This window comes from Bradyrhizobium sp. LVM 105 (assembly GCF_003957705.1).
GTDB lineage: Bacteria > Pseudomonadota > Alphaproteobacteria > Rhizobiales > Xanthobacteraceae > Bradyrhizobium > Bradyrhizobium frederickii.
Map to the genome: position 1 here is coordinate 1 of NZ_QZMV01000027.1, position 20,724 is coordinate 20,724.

Annotated in this window: 22 protein-coding genes and 1 pseudogene; 16 read left to right on the forward strand and 7 right to left on the reverse strand. The window is 58.8% G+C overall.

All coding sequences use genetic code 11. The annotated features are described in order from the left end of the window. Positions 1-157 precede the first annotated feature (157 nt). The 3 genes from tnpA to tnpC all read left to right on the forward strand — a co-directional run bounded on the left by tnpA (position 158) and on the right by tnpC (position 2,589). Positions 158-580, forward strand: a complete 423-nt coding sequence (gene tnpA / locus D6B98_RS36390) for an IS66-like element accessory protein TnpA (protein WP_126261794.1) — start codon at positions 158-160, stop codon at positions 578-580. Further along, on the forward strand, positions 577-930 hold the full coding sequence (gene tnpB / locus D6B98_RS36395) for an IS66 family insertion sequence element accessory protein TnpB (protein ID WP_126261795.1): 354 nt from the start codon (positions 577-579) through the stop codon (positions 928-930). Before tnpA ends, tnpB begins: the two co-directional genes overlap by 4 nt. 69 nt (positions 931-999) lie before the next feature. Next, the gene (gene tnpC / locus D6B98_RS36400; protein ID WP_126261796.1) at positions 1,000-2,589 is read left to right on the forward strand and encodes an IS66 family transposase; all 1,590 of its coding nucleotides are present in this window, start codon (positions 1,000-1,002) and stop codon (positions 2,587-2,589) included. 575 nt (positions 2,590-3,164) lie between these two features. On the opposite strand, the gene sctO is transcribed toward tnpC, so the two are convergent. From sctO to D6B98_RS36440, 7 genes are read right to left on the reverse strand one after another with little or no spacing between them, the layout of a single operon-like run. After that, entirely contained in the window at positions 3,165-3,602 is a 438-nt protein-coding gene (gene sctO, locus D6B98_RS36410; RefSeq protein WP_126261798.1) for a type III secretion system stalk subunit SctO, read from the reverse strand. Beyond that, complete coding sequence (sctN, locus tag D6B98_RS36415) at positions 3,590-4,969, reverse strand: type III secretion system ATPase SctN (RefSeq protein WP_478271855.1); 1,380 nt, start codon at positions 4,967-4,969, stop codon at positions 3,590-3,592. Before sctN ends, sctO begins: the two co-directional genes overlap by 13 nt. Next, positions 4,966-5,592 carry a FliH/SctL family protein gene (locus D6B98_RS36420; RefSeq protein ID WP_126261799.1) on the reverse strand — a complete coding sequence of 209 codons (627 nt, stop codon included), beginning with the start codon at positions 5,590-5,592 and terminating at the stop codon, positions 4,966-4,968. Before D6B98_RS36420 ends, sctN begins: the two co-directional genes overlap by 4 nt. Then, positions 5,571-6,257: a hypothetical protein gene (locus D6B98_RS36425; protein ID WP_135167526.1), complete on the reverse strand. Its 687-nt coding sequence runs from the start codon at positions 6,255-6,257 to the stop codon at positions 5,571-5,573. The genes D6B98_RS36420 and D6B98_RS36425 overlap by 22 nt, the downstream gene beginning before the upstream one ends. Further along, positions 6,232-7,059, reverse strand: a complete 828-nt coding sequence (gene sctJ, locus D6B98_RS36430) for a type III secretion system inner membrane ring lipoprotein SctJ (protein ID WP_164719096.1) — start codon at positions 7,057-7,059, stop codon at positions 6,232-6,234. Before sctJ ends, D6B98_RS36425 begins: the two co-directional genes overlap by 26 nt. Before the next feature lie 18 nt (positions 7,060-7,077). Beyond that, a complete protein-coding gene (locus tag D6B98_RS36435) occupies positions 7,078-7,512 on the reverse strand; it encodes an EscF/YscF/HrpA family type III secretion system needle major subunit (protein ID WP_126261802.1) in 435 nt (144 codons plus the stop codon). Next, positions 7,512-7,976, reverse strand: a complete 465-nt coding sequence (locus tag D6B98_RS36440; protein ID WP_126261803.1) for a hypothetical protein — start codon at positions 7,974-7,976, stop codon at positions 7,512-7,514. The genes D6B98_RS36435 and D6B98_RS36440 overlap by 1 nt, the downstream gene beginning before the upstream one ends. 761 nt (positions 7,977-8,737) lie before the next feature. On the opposite strand from D6B98_RS36440, the gene D6B98_RS36445 reads away from it, so the two are divergent. From D6B98_RS36445 to D6B98_RS36505, 13 genes and pseudogenes are all read left to right on the forward strand, one after another. Further along, the gene (locus D6B98_RS36445) at positions 8,738-9,016 is read left to right on the forward strand and encodes a hypothetical protein (protein ID WP_126261804.1); all 279 of its coding nucleotides are present in this window, start codon (positions 8,738-8,740) and stop codon (positions 9,014-9,016) included. Next, the gene (locus D6B98_RS36450; protein WP_126261805.1) at positions 9,013-9,531 is read left to right on the forward strand and encodes a SycD/LcrH family type III secretion system chaperone; all 519 of its coding nucleotides are present in this window, start codon (positions 9,013-9,015) and stop codon (positions 9,529-9,531) included. Before D6B98_RS36445 ends, D6B98_RS36450 begins: the two co-directional genes overlap by 4 nt. 7 nt (positions 9,532-9,538) lie before the next feature. After that, on the forward strand, positions 9,539-10,522 hold the full coding sequence (locus D6B98_RS36455; RefSeq protein ID WP_126261806.1) for a hypothetical protein: 984 nt from the start codon (positions 9,539-9,541) through the stop codon (positions 10,520-10,522). Positions 10,523-10,563: 41 nt separating this feature from the next. Further along, a complete protein-coding gene (locus tag D6B98_RS36460) occupies positions 10,564-11,652 on the forward strand; it encodes a hypothetical protein (RefSeq protein ID WP_126261807.1) in 1,089 nt (362 codons plus the stop codon). A 46-nt stretch (positions 11,653-11,698) separates the two neighbouring features. Beyond that, entirely contained in the window at positions 11,699-12,241 is a 543-nt protein-coding gene (locus D6B98_RS36465) for a hypothetical protein (RefSeq protein ID WP_126261808.1), read from the forward strand. Between the two features lie 142 nt (positions 12,242-12,383). After that, positions 12,384-14,468 carry a secretin GspD/PilQ domain-containing protein gene (locus tag D6B98_RS36470; RefSeq protein ID WP_126261809.1) on the forward strand — a complete coding sequence of 695 codons (2,085 nt, stop codon included), beginning with the start codon at positions 12,384-12,386 and terminating at the stop codon, positions 14,466-14,468. A 368-nt stretch (positions 14,469-14,836) separates the two neighbouring features. Next, complete coding sequence (locus tag D6B98_RS36475; protein WP_126261810.1) at positions 14,837-15,499, forward strand: hypothetical protein; 663 nt, start codon at positions 14,837-14,839, stop codon at positions 15,497-15,499. Then, a complete protein-coding gene (locus D6B98_RS36480) occupies positions 15,496-16,482 on the forward strand; it encodes a FliM/FliN family flagellar motor switch protein (RefSeq protein WP_126261811.1) in 987 nt (328 codons plus the stop codon). The genes D6B98_RS36475 and D6B98_RS36480 overlap by 4 nt, the downstream gene beginning before the upstream one ends. Beyond that, positions 16,479-17,141 (forward strand): type III secretion system export apparatus subunit SctR, encoded by a 663-nt coding sequence (gene sctR, locus D6B98_RS36485; RefSeq protein WP_126261812.1) that lies wholly within the window; start codon positions 16,479-16,481, stop codon positions 17,139-17,141. The genes D6B98_RS36480 and sctR overlap by 4 nt, the downstream gene beginning before the upstream one ends. Then, positions 17,138-17,398 (forward strand): type III secretion system export apparatus subunit SctS, encoded by a 261-nt coding sequence (gene sctS / locus D6B98_RS36490; RefSeq protein WP_126261813.1) that lies wholly within the window; start codon positions 17,138-17,140, stop codon positions 17,396-17,398. Before sctR ends, sctS begins: the two co-directional genes overlap by 4 nt. Before the next feature lie 98 nt (positions 17,399-17,496). Continuing rightward, entirely contained in the window at positions 17,497-18,285 is a 789-nt protein-coding gene (sctT, locus tag D6B98_RS36495; protein WP_126261814.1) for a type III secretion system export apparatus subunit SctT, read from the forward strand. A 5-nt stretch (positions 18,286-18,290) separates the two neighbouring features. Then, on the forward strand, positions 18,291-19,346 hold the full coding sequence (locus D6B98_RS36500; protein ID WP_283810190.1) for an EscU/YscU/HrcU family type III secretion system export apparatus switch protein: 1,056 nt from the start codon (positions 18,291-18,293) through the stop codon (positions 19,344-19,346). Positions 19,347-19,454: 108 nt separating this feature from the next. After that, positions 19,455-20,548: pseudogene (locus D6B98_RS36505) on the forward strand (IS3 family transposase); the annotation flags it as partial. Between the last annotated feature and the right edge of the window lie 176 nt (positions 20,549-20,724).

The following is a 20,724-nucleotide window of genomic DNA, read 5'->3' on the forward strand; positions in this document are numbered from 1 at the left end:
AACCGTAATACATCGAGGCGGCGATGCCTTCGCGGCGGCAGAGCTCGGAGATGTTCTCCTCGCCCCGCAGCCCCTCCGTAAGCGCTTAGCCGGAACCCTTGCTTCGGGATCGGTATAGCTGTGCGAAAGAAGCCTCCGGCTTGGACGGAGGTTTGGGATGGGATTGGACAGCAAAAAGGACGTCCATTTGGACGGCTCAACGACGGGGTCGGTGAGCCGGCTGGAGGTTGTTGAAGGACCATCGGGGCGCCGCGTACGTTCGGAAGCTGAGAGAGCTCGGATCGTCGCCGAGAGTTTGTTACCCGGTGCCCAGGTGTCCGAGGTGGCGCGCAAGCACGGAGCGACGCGCTGGCAGATCTACGATTGGCGACGGCGGTTTCGACAGCGAGGCATGTTGCCGCCGTGCGAGGCGTCGCAGCCGACATTCGCGCCGCTGGTCGTGGAAGGTGCGTTGGAGGAGCGTCAGGTTCCGGCGATCAAGCTTGAGATCGCGATCGGCGATGTCGTGCTGCGGACGGATATGGCCATTGATGCCGAGCAGCTGTCCCGAGTGATCCGCGCGGTGCGAGCGTCACGATGATCGCGGCTGGTGCGGATCTGAAGATTTACGTTGCAACGCGGCCGATCGATTTCCGCTGTGGCCATGATGGGCTTGCGACGAAGGTGCAGGAGATGCTTCGTCTCGACCCGTTCAGCGGCGCGGCCTTCGTGTTCCGATCGAAACGAGCTGACCGAATCAAGATTTTGGTCTGGGATCGAACGGGCCTGGTGTTGGTGCACAAACGCCTCGAAGGTTGCAAGTTCGTTTGGCCAACGATCGCGGACGGCGTGATGCGGATGTCGCCGGCGATGTTCGCGGCCTTGTTCGAGGGGCTGGATTGGAGGTTGGTCCGTCCGGAAGAAGCACGGCGCCCGCAGGCGGCGGGATAACTGCGGCAGAATGACTCGGAAGCTATTTTGAACGTGGCACGCGCGGCGGCGATATGCTCGAAATAGCGCATGAGCATCGCGGCGCTGCGCGACGAAAACGAACACCTGAAGGCGCTTTTGGCGCAAACGCAGGCGGCCTTGAGCGAGCATCAGGGGGCGCTGGCGGCGTCGGAGGAAGCCCGACGTCGGCTGGAGGTCATTCTCGGCGAATTGCGACGCGACAGGTTCGGCGCGAAATCCGAGAAGCTGCGGCCAGATCAATATCACTTGCCGCTCGAAGACGTGGAGATCGCGCAAGGCATCCTGGATGCCGCGCAGGAGAAAGCCGAGAAGGTTATCCAGGGCCGATCGCGAAACGCGACGGATCAAAGCTCTCATCGCAATCGCGGCTGCTTGCCTGCCCATTTGCCGCGGGTGGAGCGGATCATCGAGCCTGCGAGCACGCTCTGCCCGTGCGGTTGCGGCGCCATGACGAAGATCGGCGAGGACGTCAGCAAGCGCCTTGACGTGATCCCGGCACAATGGCGCGTGCTGGTCACACGCCGCCCGAAATACATCTGCCGCCGCTGCTCCGGCCCTGTCGTGCAGGCGCACGCGCCGGAGCACGTCGTACCCAGCGGGCTGCCGACCGAAGCGGCCATTGCGCACGTGATTGTCTCCAAGTTTGGTGACCATACGCCGTTTTACCGCCAGTCCGAGATCTATGCGCGCCAGGGCATCCGGCTTGATCGGGCGACACTGGGCAACTGGTCCGGTCGCGCCTGCTTCCATCTTCAACCCATCGCGGACCACATGCGCCGCCACCTGGCCATGGCGGATCGTCTGTTCATGGACGAAACCACGGCGCCGGTACTCGATCCCGGGCGCGGCCAAACGAAGAAAGGCTACTTCTGGGCGATCGTGTCCGATGACCGCGGCCACAGCGGCCCAAGTCCGCCGATCGTGCTGTTCCGATATGCCCCCAGTCGGAGCGGTGCCTTCGCTGAGCAGTTCCTAAACGGCTTTGGCGGACGCTTCCTGCAATGCGATGCCTATGACGGTTATGATCGGCTGACCGAAGTCGCTCGACTGCAAGGGCCTTGGACGCTCGTGCATTGCTGGAGCCACTTGCGCCGGCGCTTCGTCAAATTGGCCCGCAACAGCAAATCGCCGATCGCCGAGGCCCCCGTTCGGCACATCGCACAGCTTTACGCCATCGAAGCCATGGTGCGCGGTGCATCGCCGGACATCCGGCTCGCCGCGCGAAAGGAGCATTCGTTGGCTCTCGTCGCCGCTTTGAAAATGTGGTTCGAGAAGCAGCTGTCGATGATCTCCAGCGGCTCGACACTTGCCGAAGACATCCGCTATGCGCTGAATCACTGGCAGGGGCTGACCCGCTTCTTCGAAGACGGGCGCCTCGAGCTCGACACCAACCCGGTCGAGAACGCCATCCGGCCAGTTTGCCTGACCAGGAAAAATGCGCTCTTCGCCGGTCATGAAATCGGGGCAGAAAACTGGGCCTTGCTCGCGTCGATCGTCGCCACCTGCAAGCTCAACGACGTCAACCCGGCTGCCTACATCGCCGAAACACTCGAGGCGATCATCGACGGCCATCCTCATAGCAGGATCGAAGACCTCATGCCGTGGCGATTCCGCAAATCGTCAAGCCAGCCCCAATAAGGGTCCCGGCTAAGCGCTTACGCCCCTCCAGCACAATACGGATCTTCTCTTCCGCAGAGTAATGCCGACGGGTCTGGCGCCGGATGTCCTTCAACACTTGTTCAGCCGCCGGCTTACGCGGCCCGGATTTCTGCTTCATCTTCGCTCCTGGTGGCTACGATGAACCAGAAATCCTCCTTCCGGAAAACCCTTCAATCTGTCTCAAGAGTGCTGACGGCGAACAACCATGGAACGACATTTACGCATTGTGCGCGTGGTGGATGATTAAGAATGCGCGCAAAAGCGACGAAGCGGCCTGCGCAAGCGCTCGCGCGTGGCGTAGCCAAGTATGAAGTTGTCGTGACGCGGGCAGTGCAACCATCCCAAAGTGCACAACTTTATCACCTTCACGCGTGCAGCCGACCGTTTGCCATCCAGTTCGGCGAGTCTTTATGCAAGGCTAGCGGACAGCTGCCATGGCATTTGTTCGTTGATCCCTGCTAACTTCTCACAAAAGCGCTGCTACGTAGAACTTCTGTCCCTCCCCCTAACGGCTACACCCGCACTGTTAGACTCTCCGCGCATTCGATTGATAATTAGAAGTCCGTCTCCTTCAGCGCGCGGGCGGTCAAGGCACACGCCAAACTGTCACACCTCTCGAGCTCCCGATATGCCTTACGGGCGGCGTTGCAGGCTTCCTGACGCGCCTGACGCGCTTGTTCGGCTTCCGACAGCGCCTCCGCAAGGCGCCGTTCGAGCAGCCGTTCGTGATCGTTCAGTGAGACCATCTTCGCTTTCGCCTCCTCCAGATCGTTGAGAGCTACAGTTTTGCCAATCAGCAGATCGTAGATCTCGCCCTCCCGTCGAGGTCGGTCTTGCCGCCATGTGCGAAGGACTGCCAGTGCAGCTTCGACAGCCGCAGCGGATTTGTCGACAGCTGACTGCCGCACTCGTAGAGTCTCATCGGCCCGGCGACGCCGCAATTTTCTCAACTCAAGCAATTGATGCACGGTCTTGGGAGTTACGCCAGGCACGTGGCAAGCTCCTGAAGCATTGCGTCGAAGCCTGTTTGTTCACATCTTGGCTGCCGCAGGAACCTGCGTATGTCCTCTATCTTGGCGATAGCCGTATCGGCGTGCGGATCGGCTCCTTCCTTGTACTCGCCGACCCGTATCAATAGCTCCACCTCCTGGTATTTAGCTAGCAGCGCCCGCAGTTCAACCGCTAACTTCTCATGCCGCGGCGACACGATAGCACTCATAGCACGGCTGACGCTTGCCAGAATATCGATAGCGGGATAGTGGTTCGACGTCGCTAAAGTGCGCGAGAGCACAATATGTCCATCCAGGATGGAACGGGTTTCATCGGCCAGAGGTTCGGTGACGTCATCACCCTCGACAAGCACGGTGTAAAACGCGGTTATCGATCCGCGATCGTTATTGCCGGCGCGTTCCAGGAGCTGCTGCAAGGTTGCAAAGACCGAGGGCGGAAAACCACGCAAGCTGGCCGGTTCGCCGGCCGCCAGACCAATCTGCCTCTGCGCGCGCGCAAAGCGCGTAACCGAATCCATGAGGAACAGCACACGCTGTCCCCGATCTCGATACCATTCTGCGATTGCCGTCGCCACATAGGCCGCCTTCACCCGTTCCATCGGGGAACGATCGGAGGTCGCAACGATAAGAACTGATCTTCGTCGCGCCTCTGAGCCGAGATCGCGCTCGATGAACTCCTTCACCTCTCGGCCACGCTCTCCGATCAGCGCTATGACTGTTACGTCAGCCGCCGCGCCGCGCACCAACATCGACAGCAGTGTGCTTTTGCCGCCGCCCGCCGCGGCAAAGATTCCCATGCGCTGTCCCTCGCCGCACGTCAAAAGACCGTCGATCGCGCGTATGCCGACTGGAAAAACGCGATCAATGATGCGCCGATTCAAGGGACCCGGTGCCCCGCTATGTACTGGAACGTGGGCTTCTGGTACCGGGGGCCCGCGAGTGGATGTGTCGAGAGGGCGGCCAAGACCGTCAAGCACCCGGCCAAGCAAGTTCCAGCCCGCGGGCACTGTCAGAGGCTCTCCCATCGGGATCACCTCAGTGAGATTAGAAAGCCCCTGTATTTCGCCAAGCGGCGTTAGAATGGCGATGTCGTGCTGAAACCCGATAACTTCCGCCGACAATTCGCACTTGTTCTCGGGATTGCGGAGCATGCACAGGTCGCCTATGCGAGCACCCGGTGCCGTTGCACGGATAATTGTCCCGACAACTTGTAGGACTCGGCCACTGACGCGCATTGTCGGCGTCTGCGCCACCACCTGGCGGGCGGCCTGAAAAAGGCGATTGATGCCGTCGTGCGAAGAATGAATGGCATCGACTGCCGTTGGCAGCTTGGGTCGCTCGGAAATCACGTTGCAGAGGCCTTTAGGCCGCTGCGCAGGCCGCACTCGATCGCGGCCAATTGGCTTTCGATCGTTGCGTCGACCAGTCCAGCATCGGTTTCAAGGATGCATCCGGCATCTTTGACCCGCGGATCAGAAACTACTTCGACGACCGCGCGCGACGTCGCCGTCGGGAGCAGTTCATTCAATCGTCTGCGAACCGTCTCGACATGCGCCGGTGCCAGGCGTAAGCGGACGACGGAGCTATGGCCCGTGAATCTCAGACTGTGCAAAGCGATCTGCACCGCAGCATCATCCGGGGCGACGGTATCGATGATCCGACGTGCGATCTGCAGACCCATGTCGACAATTCGCTCTTGATTCTCCTCCATGATCCGCAGCGACGCAACGGCGATCGCGGCTAAACGTTGTTCGATGGTCGCCTGCGCCGCTGTGAGCGCGGCTTCCTTGGCGGTCGTCTCGATCATCCCCGCAGCTTCGCGCGCCCCCTGTAAGAGCGCGTCCGCATCGCGTCGCGCTCGATCGAGCAATTGCTCAGCGTCCACGATCATCTGTGCGCTGGCCGCCGGCAAAACTCGCCCTGGGCCGAGGATGCTGACCCCGCCCGGCGTCAGTTGAACCAGTGCGACCATATCGGCATCTCTTTGCGGACCAGGCGTCGCATCGCTCGGAAGGCGTCCTCGCCGACACCGTCGTCACGGCAGGTGTCCGCCACCATCATCCAGATCGCTGCAGGGCGACGCAATCGTAGTTGGGCGCGCAGCGAATGCGGGATTGCGCCTATCGCAAGGCCGAACATCGCCGCACCGCGGTCGAGAAACGCACGAGGCGCAGTCGGCATTCCCGAAGCGCTAATCGCAGACATCAGCTCGACAGTCGGTCTCGGTAGCAGCGCAGCATGCGAAGCGAATGCGAACGCCTCTTCTCCGAGAACGGCGCGTGCCGCCGCAACATCGGCCGTCCGAAGGAGGGCGATGAGGCTGGACGCGCCGATCCAAGCTCCGGCTAGGCGGATCAGGCGTGTGGCGTCTCGCGCCGGCACAAATGCGAGCCGAATTCGTGGTGCGTTGCCAGCCGAAATAATCGCAGACGCCTCACTACTTTGGCCGCGAAGCAGCCAGCGTCCAAGCTTGACACGGATGAATGGGTCGGACTGAGCGAGGTCTATAGGTATCCACTCGGGCCAGCCAGTCGCCAGTGCATCATCGAGGTCGCTCGCAGGATCGGCGATGCAGCGCATCATCGCTCCCGCCCACGGCGTATCAAGCCATTTATCCGGGATTTTTGCTGAGCTCATGATTGGGAACATTGTTGGACCGTTCGCTTCGCCGAAGCTCATGACGCCCAATACCGTAGCTAACGCCAAAGCGCGGTCGCCATATGAGAACGACGAGCACTGCATTGCCGATCAGTGACGCCGCTATTGCACCGATGAGGCCGATCAAAAGGTGCGATGGGGCACTGCGTTCCGAAACACCGGCAGTGAAGTCCGTTCTACCAAGCGTCATATTGTCCTGATTTGCCTGTACGAGGGCAACTGAGACCCGATCGTAGGATAGGCCTCTTAAGCTATTTGCGACCAGCTCCTTGATCTTAGGCACGATCTGATCGATCGGAGCACCCGGCTTGTAACGGACGAGCACAGCAGCAGTCGACGAGACGGGTGGATTACGATCGTCACTCGCGGTTTCAGGCAAGACCGCGTGAACTCGGGCATTAAGCACGCCGTCGATACTGGACAAAGTCTGCGAAAGCTCCTGTGTGACCCCATAAATGTAGCGCACACGCTCCTCTGTGTCCGATGAGATCATCCGGTCCTTCTTGAAGAGAGTGCCCATATCGGCGAAATGATCGCGAGGCCAACCGGCCCTGTCTAAGACATTCATAGCACGAGGCACGTCTTCTGTTGGCACCACGAGCGAGGTCGTACCGCCGGTGTCTGTCGTCCGTTCCGCGCGGATGCCTTGTCGCATAAGCAACGCAAGCATTTCGTTGGCCTCGCGCGCTGAAAGGTTGCGATAGAGCTCGATCTTCGATCCGCAGCCGACCAGGGTGAATAGCACCAGAAGTGCCACCGCCCGCTTCAATACAAAAGTCACGCCCCGCGTCACCGTGGCTCATTGGCCGCTCAGGAAAGTGTCGAGAGTGTGGGTCGCCTTCCCAACCACCTTGGTCACAATGTTGTATTGCAGGCTCATAGCTGACAGCTGGACCTGCGCATCGAGCCACTCAGCCGAACGGATGCTCCCCGCGCTCATGCCTTCGGCGGCCCTGCGCGCGCCTTCCATGGGTTGCGCAAAGCCGGCGCTCAGTGTTTCCATGCCACTGAGGATATCATTGGATAGCCGAGGAACGAGAGGCCCCCCTCCCTCCTCCGTCAGCCCGCCTCCAGCCATGATCAGCGGCTCATCCGCTCGCCGCGATGGCACAGGCGGCTCGAGTGCAGCTTGAAAGGCCTCGACGGATTCAGCCGATACTTTCGATGTGGCTGGCATCTCCATCACCAAAAAGGCTGGCCCTGTTTGCGGGAGGATACTACCTACGCTGCTCATTAACTGTCCTTTCCTGCGGTATCGGCTGGCGCGGTCTGGCCTAAGGCTATGAGGAGCCCGTCGAGGCCCGGCTCCCTGCTTGGCAGGTGCCTGAGCACAGTATCGCGTTCGCTTAGGCGTCCATTCAGCCCAAGAGCCAGGGCCTGAAATGCCATCCCATATGCATCATTTGCTTTGGCTAGAGGATCAAGGCGTTCCAGCGCTGCTGGAATATCGCCTGCCGTCAGATCTGCGAGCGCATAGGCAATGACAGACTCCCGACTGCCCGGCGCGATGACGCCAAGCCCCTTCGCGATCCGCCTCGCCCTCACCACGTCGTTTGTGACACAAGCCAAGAACGCCACCTCTGTGAGACGCCGCAGCAGTCCGGAGCGACTGTCGGATGTCAGAGAACTCGAGAACAAAGACATACGTACCGAATCCCTGTCCCTAACCAGGTGCTCTGTTGTTTGCCGATCATCCATGTCATATCCTGCCACCGACCTCCGCCTGGAAAACATCGCGCCTGAGCCCCGGAAGGGCGCACACGCTCACAACACGTCCGGTCACCAAGAACTCATCTCGCCACCAGACCGGACCGGCTGCCGAGTGGCCTTGCGCGCTGCAAGCGATCAATTCTCATGATGATCTAATCCCGCCTCTCGCTCGGCGCCAATACAATACGAGCATGAGGTAATAACGGTAGCCTATGGAGAGTTGCGGCCTCAGTCACCCGCTCCGTCCGGCACAAAGTGTGAGCTGCTCGCGGGCATTTGGTCCAAGGCGACTGCATAACCCGATCCGCCACCAATGCGATCCTCATCGTTACCTGCTCAAGGCAAAAAATGCCTACGACTCGGCGACGAGGCTCTCGCCGAACGATGCATTTAACGCAACGACACGCATTTCCGGGTTAGCGCCGTCGTCTCAGGCGCTCGCGCTGAAACGCACCGATTCATCACCGGGGCGCCTATGCCTTCATAGCGATCAAGTATTTTGCGCCATGCGCCGCTTCTGGTAGCGACGTGCGGGCGTTGATCCAACCCTGTCAGGAGAAAGAACGTTCTCCGTGAAGAGGAAGTGCATTCTGGCACACCATATCATTGCCAGACGATGGACGTCGGTGGCTTTGAGCGGTCGGCCGCGACAGCGGGTCGCGGCCCTCGAGCGGAGCTGGTGGCGCAAGCGGTTTCGAATCCCGCTCGCGCTGCGGTGCGTTGGCAAGGAGACCGTCTGGGAGGGGTCAATGAGCCTCAATGACACGATGGAGACTGCGCGACACACCATCGCACAGATGGATAGTCTCTTGGCGCGGGCCCGTGAACAACTTGGTCGTTGTGCCTGCCCTTTAGGCGATGGCACTATGAGTGCCGCCTCAATTTCCGCATTTGTCGCCGATCAGGACGAAGCGTTTCAAAGAGCGTATGCAGCCGAGCTGGCGGCCCTCAATCATATCCTGCCAGCGCCTGAATCGATGTCGCGTCTCGCGCTCCAACCCGTCTCTACCGAGAGAGCGACACGATGAGAATGGCGGATGGCGGGCTATTGAATGGTGGCGACACGACAGACAGCCAGCGGCTGGCACAGCTCGCCACCGACTTCGTGGTAGGGCGCACGGACCTAGCTAGTGTCATTGGGATCACGGATGATGAGCTTGAGGCATTATATGTATTTGGCCACCGCTACTATTCTTGTGGCAAGTATGAGGAGGCGCGGAATTTTTTTCGCTTCTTGTGCCTACATCGGCACATCGACGCACGATTCTGGTTTGGTCTGGCAGCTAGTAGTCAAATGCTTGGGGACCCAGAGAACGCCGTGCAGGCCTATCGGCTAGCGGGACTCCTGAATAGTGAGGACCCGCAGATCCCGCTTCGAACTGCCGAATGCTTCATCAAACTAAATCATCTCACAGCCGCGATTACCGCACTTGAGAATGCCTTGGCGCTGAGTGTCAGGAGGCCCGAACACAAGGCTTTGGCCGGACGTGGGCTGATGATGCTTGACCGCCTCAAATCCCAACTAGGGTCCAACGATGCATAGAGTGAACATGTCGGCGTCGACGAGCAAGCCGCTACCCGAGGTCGGGACGCTGCCCTTCAGTGCCTCCGCTACCGGTCTTTCGGGCAATGGCCGCAAGACTGACGCCAGCCTGTTGTTGCACTCAGTTTCCGAAAAGGCTGTTGCGTCAGGTTCGATTCCAAGTTTATCGGCACCACGTGCGTTCGATGCGATTGACCTCCTTACCTCGTTTCTGGCTCTGAAGACCAAAATGGCCGATGAACAGGTTGCGGCGGGAATAGAGGACGTGCGACATTGGGGAGAGCAGCAAAGACAGTTGCACGAGAAAATTTCCAAAAGCATCGTTGAAGCGGCAAAAAGATCGGCAGAAGCAAAGAACAGCTCCGGCATCATGAAGTTCTTCGGATGGCTAACGGTCGGATTGACGGTCCTAGCTGCCATCGCCACCGGCGCAGCTCTTCCGGTCATGGCGGCGGCAGTGAGCGTTGGAGTAGCGACTCTCGTCGAGACGGGTGGCGTAGATAAGATGACTGCGGCAATTGTGAAGAGTCTCGAGAAAGACGGAATCCATGGCGACAAGGCCAGCACCTTGGGGGCGGTCATCACGATTGGCATCATATTCGCTATCTCGGTGCTAACAGTTGGCGCTGGCTTTGCCAGTGGAGCCGCGAGTGGATTGCGTATCGCCGCCTTGATACCATCCAGTTCTGTCAAGGCTGTTCAGATAGGCCAGAGAGTTTCGACAGCGGCTCGAGTCGGCGGGGCAATGGCATCGCTGGGCGAGGCTGGCGCCGGCATCGCCAATGGCATCCAGAAGAAGGAGGCAACGGACGCCCAGGCGGAAGCGATAAACATCAGCAGCTGCATTGCAAGACTGAGATCACTGCAAAGTGATGAAATGGACTTCATCAAGCAGTTGCTTCTCGACAGGACGACGACCACGCAGACGGTTGCCGAAGCCATTAACCGGCAGAGTGATTCCAACGCCAAGCTCGTAAGGGCCTTCGGCTGACAGGCTGCGTGGACCACTTGTCGAACTAAAGGAATGTAGCGATGGTATTTGCTGTGCAACGTGAAACGACCGTTGGCGGGCACGACCGGTTGGATGCAGCCGTGCATGAACAACTTCCGTGGGTGCCGATCTCTGCTACGGTCCGCGGCAGAAACGTGCCGGAAGGCGAGATCCCACTTCCTCTTGCGGACCCCGTCAAGGCGCGAGGTTGGGGATCAGTTGACGTACGCGATCCCGCGGAAGTTGTGATCCGCGAGAAGCTTTCCAACGTCGATCTCAAGCTGAAGGACTTTGTTACGGGGAACGACGCATCAGCAGTCGCCGCGGTTTTCGTTCGGCTCAATGCGGAGCTTCGCAAAGCGGCGAGGTCGGACCGGTCGGCGGCGCTTAACGTCGAGATCGCTGCGCAGGAAGCTGCTGCCAAGGCGCTTCGCAGTTCAGGACTATGCCAATTGTTTGGCGCAATAGCCACCTCTGGCGGCGCGATATTGGGGGCCGGCGTGAACCTCAAGGGTGCTCGACAGATTCAAGCGCGCTTCGACGAGGTGTATAAAGCCAAAATCCAGGCCCCGCTCCCGAAGTCCAGGGTGGAGACACCAACCCCGAACAGCCCTTCAGGTCAAGCGCAGCGCTTCGACAAATCAGAAGGCGAGCTGGAGCTACGCGACGAGCCTCACGGCAAAGGGCAGATTATCCAAGCGCCGGAGCGCGATGCGTGGTCCTCGCAAGACGACATCGAGATGACACGCCTGAATTCGAGCAGAAGCAATACACTGGGCGACCCGCATAGGCTGGACGCGCCGAATAGCACGACGGACCCCCTTGAGTTTACGCGCGTTGTCCAGGCGCAGACAGAAGCCCAGCAAGAGGCCATGAGATGGAATGGCATGGGCACAATCGCGACGGAAGCCTTTAAGCTTCCGGGAGCCGGCCTGAACATGGGCGCGACGCACTACCAGGAGGAGGAGGCGCAGCTGCAGGCGGACAGCACCAGGGCGCAGGCGCAGATGGAGAACGAGAGTGAATTCCTGGCGAGCTATGAGACGACGATTCAGGACGTCCTGGGCGAGCTTGCCGAAATTCGTCGCGCCGATAGCGAGGCGAGAAGCAAGATCGTTTCTATGGCTTGAGCGTATCGTTCGGGCGAAAAACGTCTGAGTTTGAGAAGGTCCTAAGATGATCAAGGCGATGTCTGGATACCAGCCCACTGCGTGGGCCAACAGCGCAGGAAATGTTCTCCCAGGAGGTCTGTCTTTAGCCTCGATCATGGCGCTGGTTCTGATGGAACGGCACGACATTTACCAGAATCAACTCGGATCTCAACTGGACGACATGCAGGCGCGCAACAATTTGCTGAAGGATATGAGAGACGCAATGGCTGCGCTGCGGACCAATCGACCTCCCGATGAATGTAAGGTAAGAGACTACGGCAGCTTCGTCGATTGGCAAGGCAAGACTCAGGATGTGTTTGACTGGATGCAGGCACACGGCATATCCATCGAGAAGGAGAAGGGTGACAAGAAAGGCGTGCAGTCGCAGTTCGATGCTGCCATCAACAACCTCAACGGGGCGATTGACAGCGCCAATAGCGAAGGGGAGATGGCGATGATTTATTTCCAAAGGCTGCTTGATGACGTCAATCGGGTTGCTGAACTGATGTCTAACGTTGTTTCGAAGGATGAAAAGACGAAGGGGATGATCGTAGGCAACCTTCGTTGAGAGACGTTGACAATGAGTAGTGCAGAACGGCGGAGATCATCCCAGTTCTGCACACCTGTTCCCAGGGTTGCAATGAATGCAAGTGGTGCAGCAGATGAAAAGTTGAACGGATGCGCATTCTCAGGGGGGCGCCGCGTCCTCCATGTCTAGCAAGACCTTGCTAACGTTCCTTTGTTTACTGCTTACGCGATGTGCCGGCTCAGACTCGATTGCTGAACGCGGCGTTTGGCTGGCTTCGCCAAGCGTCGGCTCGCATGCACCGAAACCATCCTTCTCAGCGAGCACACTGCAAGCACGTAGCTTTGAATTGCTGGCACAGCCTCCGACCCGGCCAACCACCGCCCCGGTGGAGCGGCGGCTGCCGGTCACCGCTGATAGCACTCGCGTGAGCCTCGACTATGCCAATGCCGATATTCGGCAAGTTGTGAATGACATCGTGGGCGACATTATGAGCATGCCCGTCATCATCGATCCAGGCGTTGGGGGAAAAATGGCACTTCGGACCTCGAGCAAAGTCCCCGTGAGTGATGTGCCGCGATTACTCGACGAAGCGCTGGCGCCGTACGGATACGGACTGGCCGTCGTTGACCGCGGAGTTCGGGTGGGGCGCTTGGTCGATCTCGCCGGCGGAGCACGAAGCGATGTTCAAGTGATCCCCGTGCGCTATGTCGATCCAGCCGATGTCATAAAGGTGATCCGACCAAACGTCGAGGAGAGCGTGCGTCTGACACCCGCGCCAGGAGAACAAGGTATTGCCGTCACTGGGCCACCCGACTTGGTGAGTTCCGTGCGCGAACTCATTGGCTTGCTTGACACCGATGCGATGGCTCACAAATCGTTTGCGCTGTATACGCTGGCTCATGCGAGTCCGGCAGCGATAGAGCGAGAACTCAGTTTTTTGTTCAGCCAGAATAGCCGGGGCAGAGTGCGCGTTCGGCTTGCGCCGCTCGAGCGGCTGAACGGCATTCTTGTAGTAGCGGACGACCCTGAAGTACTTCAGCAAGTTCGTCGGGTTATCGCCCAGCTGGATAAGACATCGAAGACGGCGGCAAACATTCACGTGCATCCGCTTCGGTATCGAAGGGCTGCGGAAGTGGCGCAGGTGCTAGCACAAGTCTTTGGCGCTCAGCTGCCGCGTGCCGTATCTCGCGCGCAACCGGCGGGAGAGGTTGGAAAGTTGTCCATCGGAAGCGCATCCGATCGATCGAATTTGCCCCTAAACATTCCCGGCCTGTCGGACGAAAGATCAGATGCGGCCGCATCAACAACGCAAATAAAGGACGATGCGGTGGTCTCCGCCGTCAGTCTTGGCCTGTCGGCGCCAGTTCGGATCCAGGCGGATCCCGGCCAAAATGCACTCGTGATCTTCGCAACGCCCGACGACGACAAAATCATCGAGGCCGCGGTTCATCGGCTTGACGTCAAGCCGCGGCAGGTCCTAATCCAGGTCATTGTCGCGGAGGTGCGGTTGAGCGATCATTTGCGATACGGTGTCGACTATCTTCTCTCCTCGCCGGATTTGGGTGCCGTTCCACAAGGTGGTTTGTCCTATGTGTTCCCGAATAGTGATGTCAATGTTGTGCTACACGCACTAAGCGGCGTCGGGGACGTCAAGGTCGTATCGGCGCCACGAATTCTCACAGTTGACAATCAAACCGCGACAATCGAGGTGGGCGATCAGGTTCCAATCCTCGCGCGATCCTCACAATCGACGCTAAGCCAAAGTTCAACAATCGTGAACGATGTCGAACTACGCCACACAGGGGTCATTTTGGCTGTAACACCCCGCATTGGCGCCGGAGGTAGCGTGACGCTCGACTCCTTTCAGGAGGTCAGTACCGCGAACAAGAACACACTGACCAGCGTCCAATCCCCAATCATTTCGGTACGCCGCCTCCAGAGCACCGTATCGACACGAAACGGCGACACGATCGCGATTGGCGGCTTGATGCAGGACAGCACTAACCGGATGGATTCCGGGGCTCCGGTGCTGAAGGACATTCCGTTGTTGGGATCCCTATTCGGCAGCATGGAGCATGCCAAGGACCGAACTGAGCTCTTGGTGTTACTGAATCCTCGGGTGGTTGAGAGTGGCGCCGATGCGCAGGCTTTGACCGAGGATCTGCGGGAGAAGTTCGAATCGCTAGCCCCCGATCTCGGCCGCCACCTGAAGCCCCAACGTAGGCCTCGTTCCCAGGCCACGGCTTTGAAGGCTACCGCGCGGTAGGCGCAGGGCGGAAACTGAGCGGCCTCCTAGCGCTGGTCTCTGCTCATTGAAACCGGCCATTGGACGCCGAGCATATTGTTCCAGAAAGGCATAACGTCATCAGTTGAACCCCATATCGAGATTGTATTGGCTTCCGCTCGGCCGTGAGTAGATGAAGAGGCGGATGCTACTCCGTTGAGCGAGTGCCCGCTGTTCTCCTAGGATGTAGGTTCCGCCCGACGATGTCTGGAGATGTATGTCCTGCGAAAACTACTGTTGTGGTTCGGTAAGTCCCCGCGATGGTGAATGGGGTGCCCTGCCGGGCGCTTCAGCAGCCTTAGCCAGGGGACCGATTCCCGTAGCGGTCGAACTCGGTGGAGAGAGTTTAGATGCAACTAGCGAGAAGCGTTGCAAGGTCGTGCATCACGCCACGTGATCGTTCAATTGCGGTGGCGGCGCCGGTCCCCAAGCTTGTGCCTACCGAGGATATCGCTCGTTTCTCGCAAATGCTCGAGGAGGCGAATGTACACGCTTGCGAAGCATCCGATCGGGCGCCCGATTGCAGGGATTTCGGCAATGATCCGCATGATCTGGCCGAAAGCGAAAGCGCCACGTCTTCTCCCTTGATTGCCGGTTCAATCATTGGTGCCATGCCTGGCCCTATACTGCGCCGGCGAGCACTGGAACAGCTGTCACGATCGGTTGAACTCGTAGAGCTGACCAGGAGGATTACTGAGCACACTTTCGTCAGCTGGGATTATGGCGGCAATACCGAGGTGCACGTCATGCTGAATTACGAACTATTCGGCAATGCGCGTGTGATCGTCAGTTTCCAGCCTGATACCCTAAGGGTTTGTATCGAGTCCGAGCGGCTTTGGCGTATCCTGCAGGTACATGGCTATGCATTTGCCCGCGATTTGTCCGATCGGCTTGAAATGCGCATCGTCATGATCGTCTTCGCCTGCAGCTCAGTGCTTGACGAACAAGGCAGCAAGGGGCGATCTCGTAGATTTGAGACACCGCTCTACTACAAAATTGAGAGGGGCGCGTGATCGACCTGCCCTGTTATGGCCAATGTGAGGCTGCCGCCCTTTCGGATCTTGCTAAACGTCTGCCGGTGCCCTTCAACATCGCTGGCGTCGACGTGGAAGCTGTGATGCCAGGTTCGAGGCCTCCGCGCCTGCCAGCGGATTACTGCCAGGCCCTGATGCGCCCACGCGGCCACAGGATTCGCGTTACAGTTGACTCGACGCTGCTTCCGGCGGCGGCTGTGCAGCATTGGCCAGAAATTACCGCATTGCCTCCGGGTGACGGCCTGCGAGAAATCCTGTTCGACATTGTCTTCCGAGATGTCGCGATCCAGGTGGACCAATGGTGTGGGCATCGGCCGATCTGGTCTTCGGCGGAGGGCACTGAAGCGTTTCCGTACGCATTTGAGATTCTTCGCTTGGAGCGTCCAGGCGACATCCTTGGGCTGGTCGAATTCGATGTCGGTGGACTGCAATGGATCGCCGACTGCTGCTCTAGACTTCCGGTCGTGTGCGCCGTCCTCGATGATCTGTTCCTTTCTCTCGATCTGGTGGTCGCACGCATCAGCCTTATCTTGGCGGATCTGCATCAACTCGCTTCAGACGATGTCGTACTGCTGGATACCTCCCCTGTCGGTCATGACGGCGTCATGAGTGTTCTTCTATGCCTTTCTGGCAGTCCTTGCTTTCGCGCCTCGATCGTCAATGGCCGCCTTGCCATCCTTTCAGCTGTGGACTGCATGATGGATAGACCGGATCCGCTCCCGCCGGAAACCTTCGACAGCATTGATCTTCCTGTTGATGTGGCTGCTGGACGCCTGACCATGCCGCTCAGGCAGATTCGCGAATTGGCTGTCGGCCAAGTGCTGGATCTTGGTTATGATGCCACGACCAATATCAGCTTGCGCGTCAATGGCCAGGTCGTCGCAACGGGCGAGCTGGTGCGCATCGCCGACCGAACAGGTGTGCGCGTGCACGACTTGCGATTAGCACGAGCAGAACCATGACGGCGCTGCCGGATCCCGCAACGCTGATAGTACTAATCGCCTGCGTTGCGATCGCCCCCTTCGTTGCGATTACCGTTACCTCTTACGTGAAGCTCGTCGTGGTCTTTGGGCTCATTCGCAATGCGCTCGGCGTTCAGAACATCCCGCCGAACATGGCTCTGAATGCGATCGCCATCCTGCTGTCCGTCTACATCATGCAGCCAGTGGCCAAAGGTGCGTACGAAGCCGTGCGTGACAAACCAATCGCATCCCAAGATATCCGCGAATTAGGGACAACGATAACGCTAGCTGCCGAGCCAGTTCGCAACTTTCTCCTGAAGAACACGTCGCAGCGGGAACGTCAGTTTTTCGTCAATGCGACTCGGGGATTGTGGAGCAAGGAGGACGCCGCCGCCATAACCGGTAACGAATTTATGATATTGATTCCGGCCTTCATGACATCCGAACTGCAAGACGCGTTCAAGATTGGCTTCTTATTGTTTCTACCGTTTATCGTCATCGATCTCGTCGTTTCCAACATCCTTCTGGCAATGGGCATGATGATGGTTTCGCCAATGACCATATCCTTGCCATTCAAGCTGTTCTTGTTCGTTGCCGTGAACGGGTGGCAGCGCCTAATTCATGGTGTCATCTTCTCCTACGCGGGAGCAGCACCATGAATACCGCCACACTCACCAATCTTGCCATTGGTGCGCTCAAACTGACACTCGTCCTGTCGATGCCCACAGTCATCGTCGCTACGGGCATCGGACTGATCGTCAGTGTTGTGCAAGCTCTGACCCAAGTTCAGGAGCAGACACTCTCCTTCGCCGTGAAGCTGATATGCGTGAGCCTGATCCTGGCGGCCACCGCGAATTGGTTTGGTGAACTTGGCCGGTATACGGTGAACATCTTCGACCAAATCGCGGGAATATAAGTCTGGGGCGCCAGGAACTTGCTAACTTTGCCTCTCTTCGCCGAGCGGCACGCAACAAGAGCGACCGTCGCCAGCCAAGCGCCAGAGCAATCCATTCCATGTCACCAATTGACCCAGCTCATCTGCATACTTTCCTGGTTGTCCTTGCGCTTGCGATGTCACGCGTGACAGGGATGGTGCTGGTCATGCCTTTTCTAGGACGCGGTATGGTGACGGCGCGGGCGCGCAATGGCCTGATCATGGCATTGGCGCTGCCGGTAATGGGGTTTGCTTGGGCAACGAGGCCTGCGGATCTCGACATCGCACGTCTGATGCCGATCCTGGGCCTGGGGCTCAAGGAACTCTTGCTCGGGTGCCTCCTGGGCATGCCAATTGCCGCGACTATGTGGGGTGTGGAGACCGCGGGCACGTTCATTGACCACCAGAGGGGGGCCACGATGACAAGCCTCTTGAGCCCGGCGAGCCTCAATCTGGACTCACCGCTCGGGACCTTCCTGGCTCAGCTTTACGCTACATGGCTGTTCGTCAGCGGCGGCTTTTCCAAACTATTAGCATCGCTCTATCGCTCCCATGACATTTGGCCGCTGTGGAGCTTTCATCCTGCATTCGGTCCAATCTTCGTCACCAGTGTGTTAGATCTTGCAGACCTCGTGATGCTACTGACGTTGCTTCTCGCCGGCCCAGCCATCGTTGCGATGTTTCTCAGCGAGTTGGGCTTGACACTGGTCAGCCGGTTTGCGCCGCAACTGGAGGTCTTCTTTCTCGCTATGTCGGTCAAGAGCGCAGTTGCCCTTCTGCTGCTGATTCTATCGCTCACGATCATTTTGGCCAATGCCGACAAGCATATGCCGTCGCCTGTCGCGATCGTCCATCGCATCACCAGGTGATTGCGGTGACCGGTAGAAAGACCGAAAAGCCGACTTCCACGAGGCTGCGGGACTTGCGCAAGAAGGGACAGGTTCCGCACAGTAAGGAAGTCGTGTCGGCGGCTGTGACCCTCGGGTTTTTCGCGTTGTTCTTCGCCTATTTGCATGACCTAGTCGAGCGGCTTAAGGCAGCGATCCTGTTGCCTGTAACGTTTCTTGACGGGGACTTCCTGATTGTCAGCCGACGGCTACTCGAGTTTTATTTCGGTGAATTACAAGGTATGGTCGCCCCCTTCCTCGGCGTCGTCCTGGTCATCGGCGTCGGCGCTAACCTGCAGAACGGGGCGGTTTTCTCCCCGGAGGCTGTCACGCCGTCGCTGAAAAAGCTGAACCCCGGTGAGAACGTCAGAAGGATAGTCTCGCTGCAGAATCTCGTCGATCTGGGTAAGGCGATCGTGAAGGTGCTAATACTCGGCCTCGTCATAATGCTTGTGCTGCGCCAAGGTGTGCATGCGCTCGTGTGGACACCGAGCTGTGGCATATCGTGCCTAAGTGCGGTGACGAGTAACCTGCTGCTCGAGATAGCTAATTATGTCGGGGCGAGCTATCTTGTGGTGGCAATTGCGGACTTTGCGTTCCAGCGATGGCAGTTCACGAGGAAGAATTTGATGTCGCTGGACGAACTGAAACGAGAAGTTAAGGAAAATCAGGGCGACCCTGAGTTCAAAAACCGACGCAGGAGCCTCCATTCCCAATTGTTAGCCAAGAACGCGATTGAGCAGTCGCGTAGAGCGACCGTTTTGATCACCAATCCCACACATATTGCAGTGGCTATTTACTACGATCGGCAGCGCACTCCCCTGCCCATGATCGATGCCATAGGTACCGATCTCTTGGCGCAGCAAATGATTGATGCCGCGGCCGCTGCGGGGGTGCCGGTGATGCGAAACATTCCGCTGGCGCGCGCGCTCCTGAAGGACGGGCTGGTGGATGAGTATATTCCATCGCACCTGATTGTACCTCTCGCGACGGTTCTGCGGGCGCTCGGAAAAGTGGCGGCTGAGAACGGTTATCGGTCCTGACTTCAGCTTGATGGTTTCTCGCAGTTTTCAACTGAGGTGGACCCCGGATTTTGGACCGGCGGCTTAGGTGGTGCGGATGCCGTTCCGTTTTGATAAACGGAGCGGACCATGAAGAAGACGAGACGGACAATCGATGCGGCGCTGAAGGCAAAGATCGCCTTGGAGGCGCTGCGAGAACAATCAACGGTGACGGATCTGGCACAGCGCTACCAGGTGCATGTGAATCAGATTTATGCCTGGAAGAAACAGCTTCAGGATCAAGCGGTTCGGGCGTTCGACGCGGGCGCTGGTCGGGATGGCGAGGCAGCCCACGAACTGGAGGTCGAGAAGCTCCACGCCAAGATCGGACAGTTGACGGTTGAGCGGGATTTCTTAGCCAGGAGGTCCGGAAGATGAGCGCGCCGGATCGCCGAGGATTGCTTCAGCGCGATCATGCGAGTCTATCGATCCGCCGGCAATGCCAATTGCTGAGCGTTGCGCGATCGAGCGTGTATCGGCCGCCGCTGCCGGCCAATGACAACGACCTTGAGCTGATGCGGCGGATCGACGAGCTGTTCACGGCCTGGCCGTTCCTGGGCTCGCGGCGGATGACGGCGATCCTCAATGGCGAAGGCTGTCGCATCAATCGCAAGCGCGTGCAGCGGTTGATGCGCAAGATGGGCATCGCGGCGCTGGGACCAAAGCCCAGAACCACAAAGCCGGCGCCGGGACACAAGATCTTCCCGTATCTCCTGCGCCATATGGTGATCGACCGACCGAATCAAGTGTGGGCTGCCGACATCACCTATGTGCCGATCGGCCAGGGCTTTCTATATCTGGTGGCGATCATCGATTGGGCGAGCCGTGCGGTGCTGGCCTGGCGCCTGTCGAACACGATGGACACATCGTTCTGCGTGTCTGCGCTCGAAGAGGCCTTGGCGCGCTTCGGCCCGCCTGAGATCTTCAATACCGACCAGGGTAGCCAGTTCACCAGCGCCGCCTTCACCGGCACGCTGGCCGCCACCGGCGTCAGGATCTCGATGGACGGTCGTGGGCGCTGGATGGACAACGTGTTCATCGAGCGGCTGTGGCGCTCGCTCAAATACGAGGACATCTATCTCAAGGGTTATTCGGATGGCCACGAGGCCAAAGCCGGAATCGCCCGATGGATCGAATTTTACAATTTCCAGCGCCCTCATCAGGCGCTGGAAAACCGCGCGCCGATGGCGGTCTGGCGGGCCGGTGTCACCGGCGCATTCGGCGAACAGGCTGTGGATATGACGCTTCTCGCAAGCGAGAAGCTTGGACAACGCTACGCGTTACCCACATCCCCACAGCCACAACAGCAGCAGGCAAGAGTAGCGTAAAGTTACTGGGAAGAACGAACGGCAGCAGCTCC

Excerpts from the sequence above, each read along its gene's own strand:
- tnpA (WP_126261794.1), top strand. The coding sequence starts at position 158 with ATGGGATTGGACAGCAAAAAGGACGTCCATTTGGACGGCTCAACGACG.
- tnpB (WP_126261795.1), top strand. The coding sequence starts at position 577 with ATGATCGCGGCTGGTGCGGATCTGAAGATTTACGTTGCAACGCGGCCG.
- tnpC (WP_126261796.1), top strand. The coding sequence starts at position 1,000 with ATGAGCATCGCGGCGCTGCGCGACGAAAACGAACACCTGAAGGCGCTT.
- D6B98_RS36420 (WP_126261799.1), bottom strand. The coding sequence starts at position 5,592 with ATGGTCGCACTGGTTCAACTGACGCCGGGCGGGGTCAGCATCCTCGGC.
- D6B98_RS36425 (WP_135167526.1), bottom strand. The coding sequence starts at position 6,257 with ATGAGCTCAGCAAAAATCCCGGATAAATGGCTTGATACGCCGTGGGCG.
- D6B98_RS36435 (WP_126261802.1), bottom strand. The coding sequence starts at position 7,512 with ATGAGCAGCGTAGGTAGTATCCTCCCGCAAACAGGGCCAGCCTTTTTG.
- D6B98_RS36440 (WP_126261803.1), bottom strand. The coding sequence starts at position 7,976 with ATGGATGATCGGCAAACAACAGAGCACCTGGTTAGGGACAGGGATTCG.
- D6B98_RS36445 (WP_126261804.1), top strand. The coding sequence starts at position 8,738 with ATGAGCCTCAATGACACGATGGAGACTGCGCGACACACCATCGCACAG.
- D6B98_RS36450 (WP_126261805.1), top strand. The coding sequence starts at position 9,013 with ATGAGAATGGCGGATGGCGGGCTATTGAATGGTGGCGACACGACAGAC.
- D6B98_RS36455 (WP_126261806.1), top strand. The coding sequence starts at position 9,539 with ATGTCGGCGTCGACGAGCAAGCCGCTACCCGAGGTCGGGACGCTGCCC.
- D6B98_RS36460 (WP_126261807.1), top strand. The coding sequence starts at position 10,564 with ATGGTATTTGCTGTGCAACGTGAAACGACCGTTGGCGGGCACGACCGG.
- D6B98_RS36465 (WP_126261808.1), top strand. The coding sequence starts at position 11,699 with ATGATCAAGGCGATGTCTGGATACCAGCCCACTGCGTGGGCCAACAGC.
- D6B98_RS36470 (WP_126261809.1), top strand. The coding sequence starts at position 12,384 with ATGTCTAGCAAGACCTTGCTAACGTTCCTTTGTTTACTGCTTACGCGA.
- D6B98_RS36475 (WP_126261810.1), top strand. The coding sequence starts at position 14,837 with ATGCAACTAGCGAGAAGCGTTGCAAGGTCGTGCATCACGCCACGTGAT.
- sctR (WP_126261812.1), top strand. The coding sequence starts at position 16,479 with ATGACGGCGCTGCCGGATCCCGCAACGCTGATAGTACTAATCGCCTGC.
- sctS (WP_126261813.1), top strand. The coding sequence starts at position 17,138 with ATGAATACCGCCACACTCACCAATCTTGCCATTGGTGCGCTCAAACTG.
- sctT (WP_126261814.1), top strand. The coding sequence starts at position 17,497 with ATGTCACCAATTGACCCAGCTCATCTGCATACTTTCCTGGTTGTCCTT.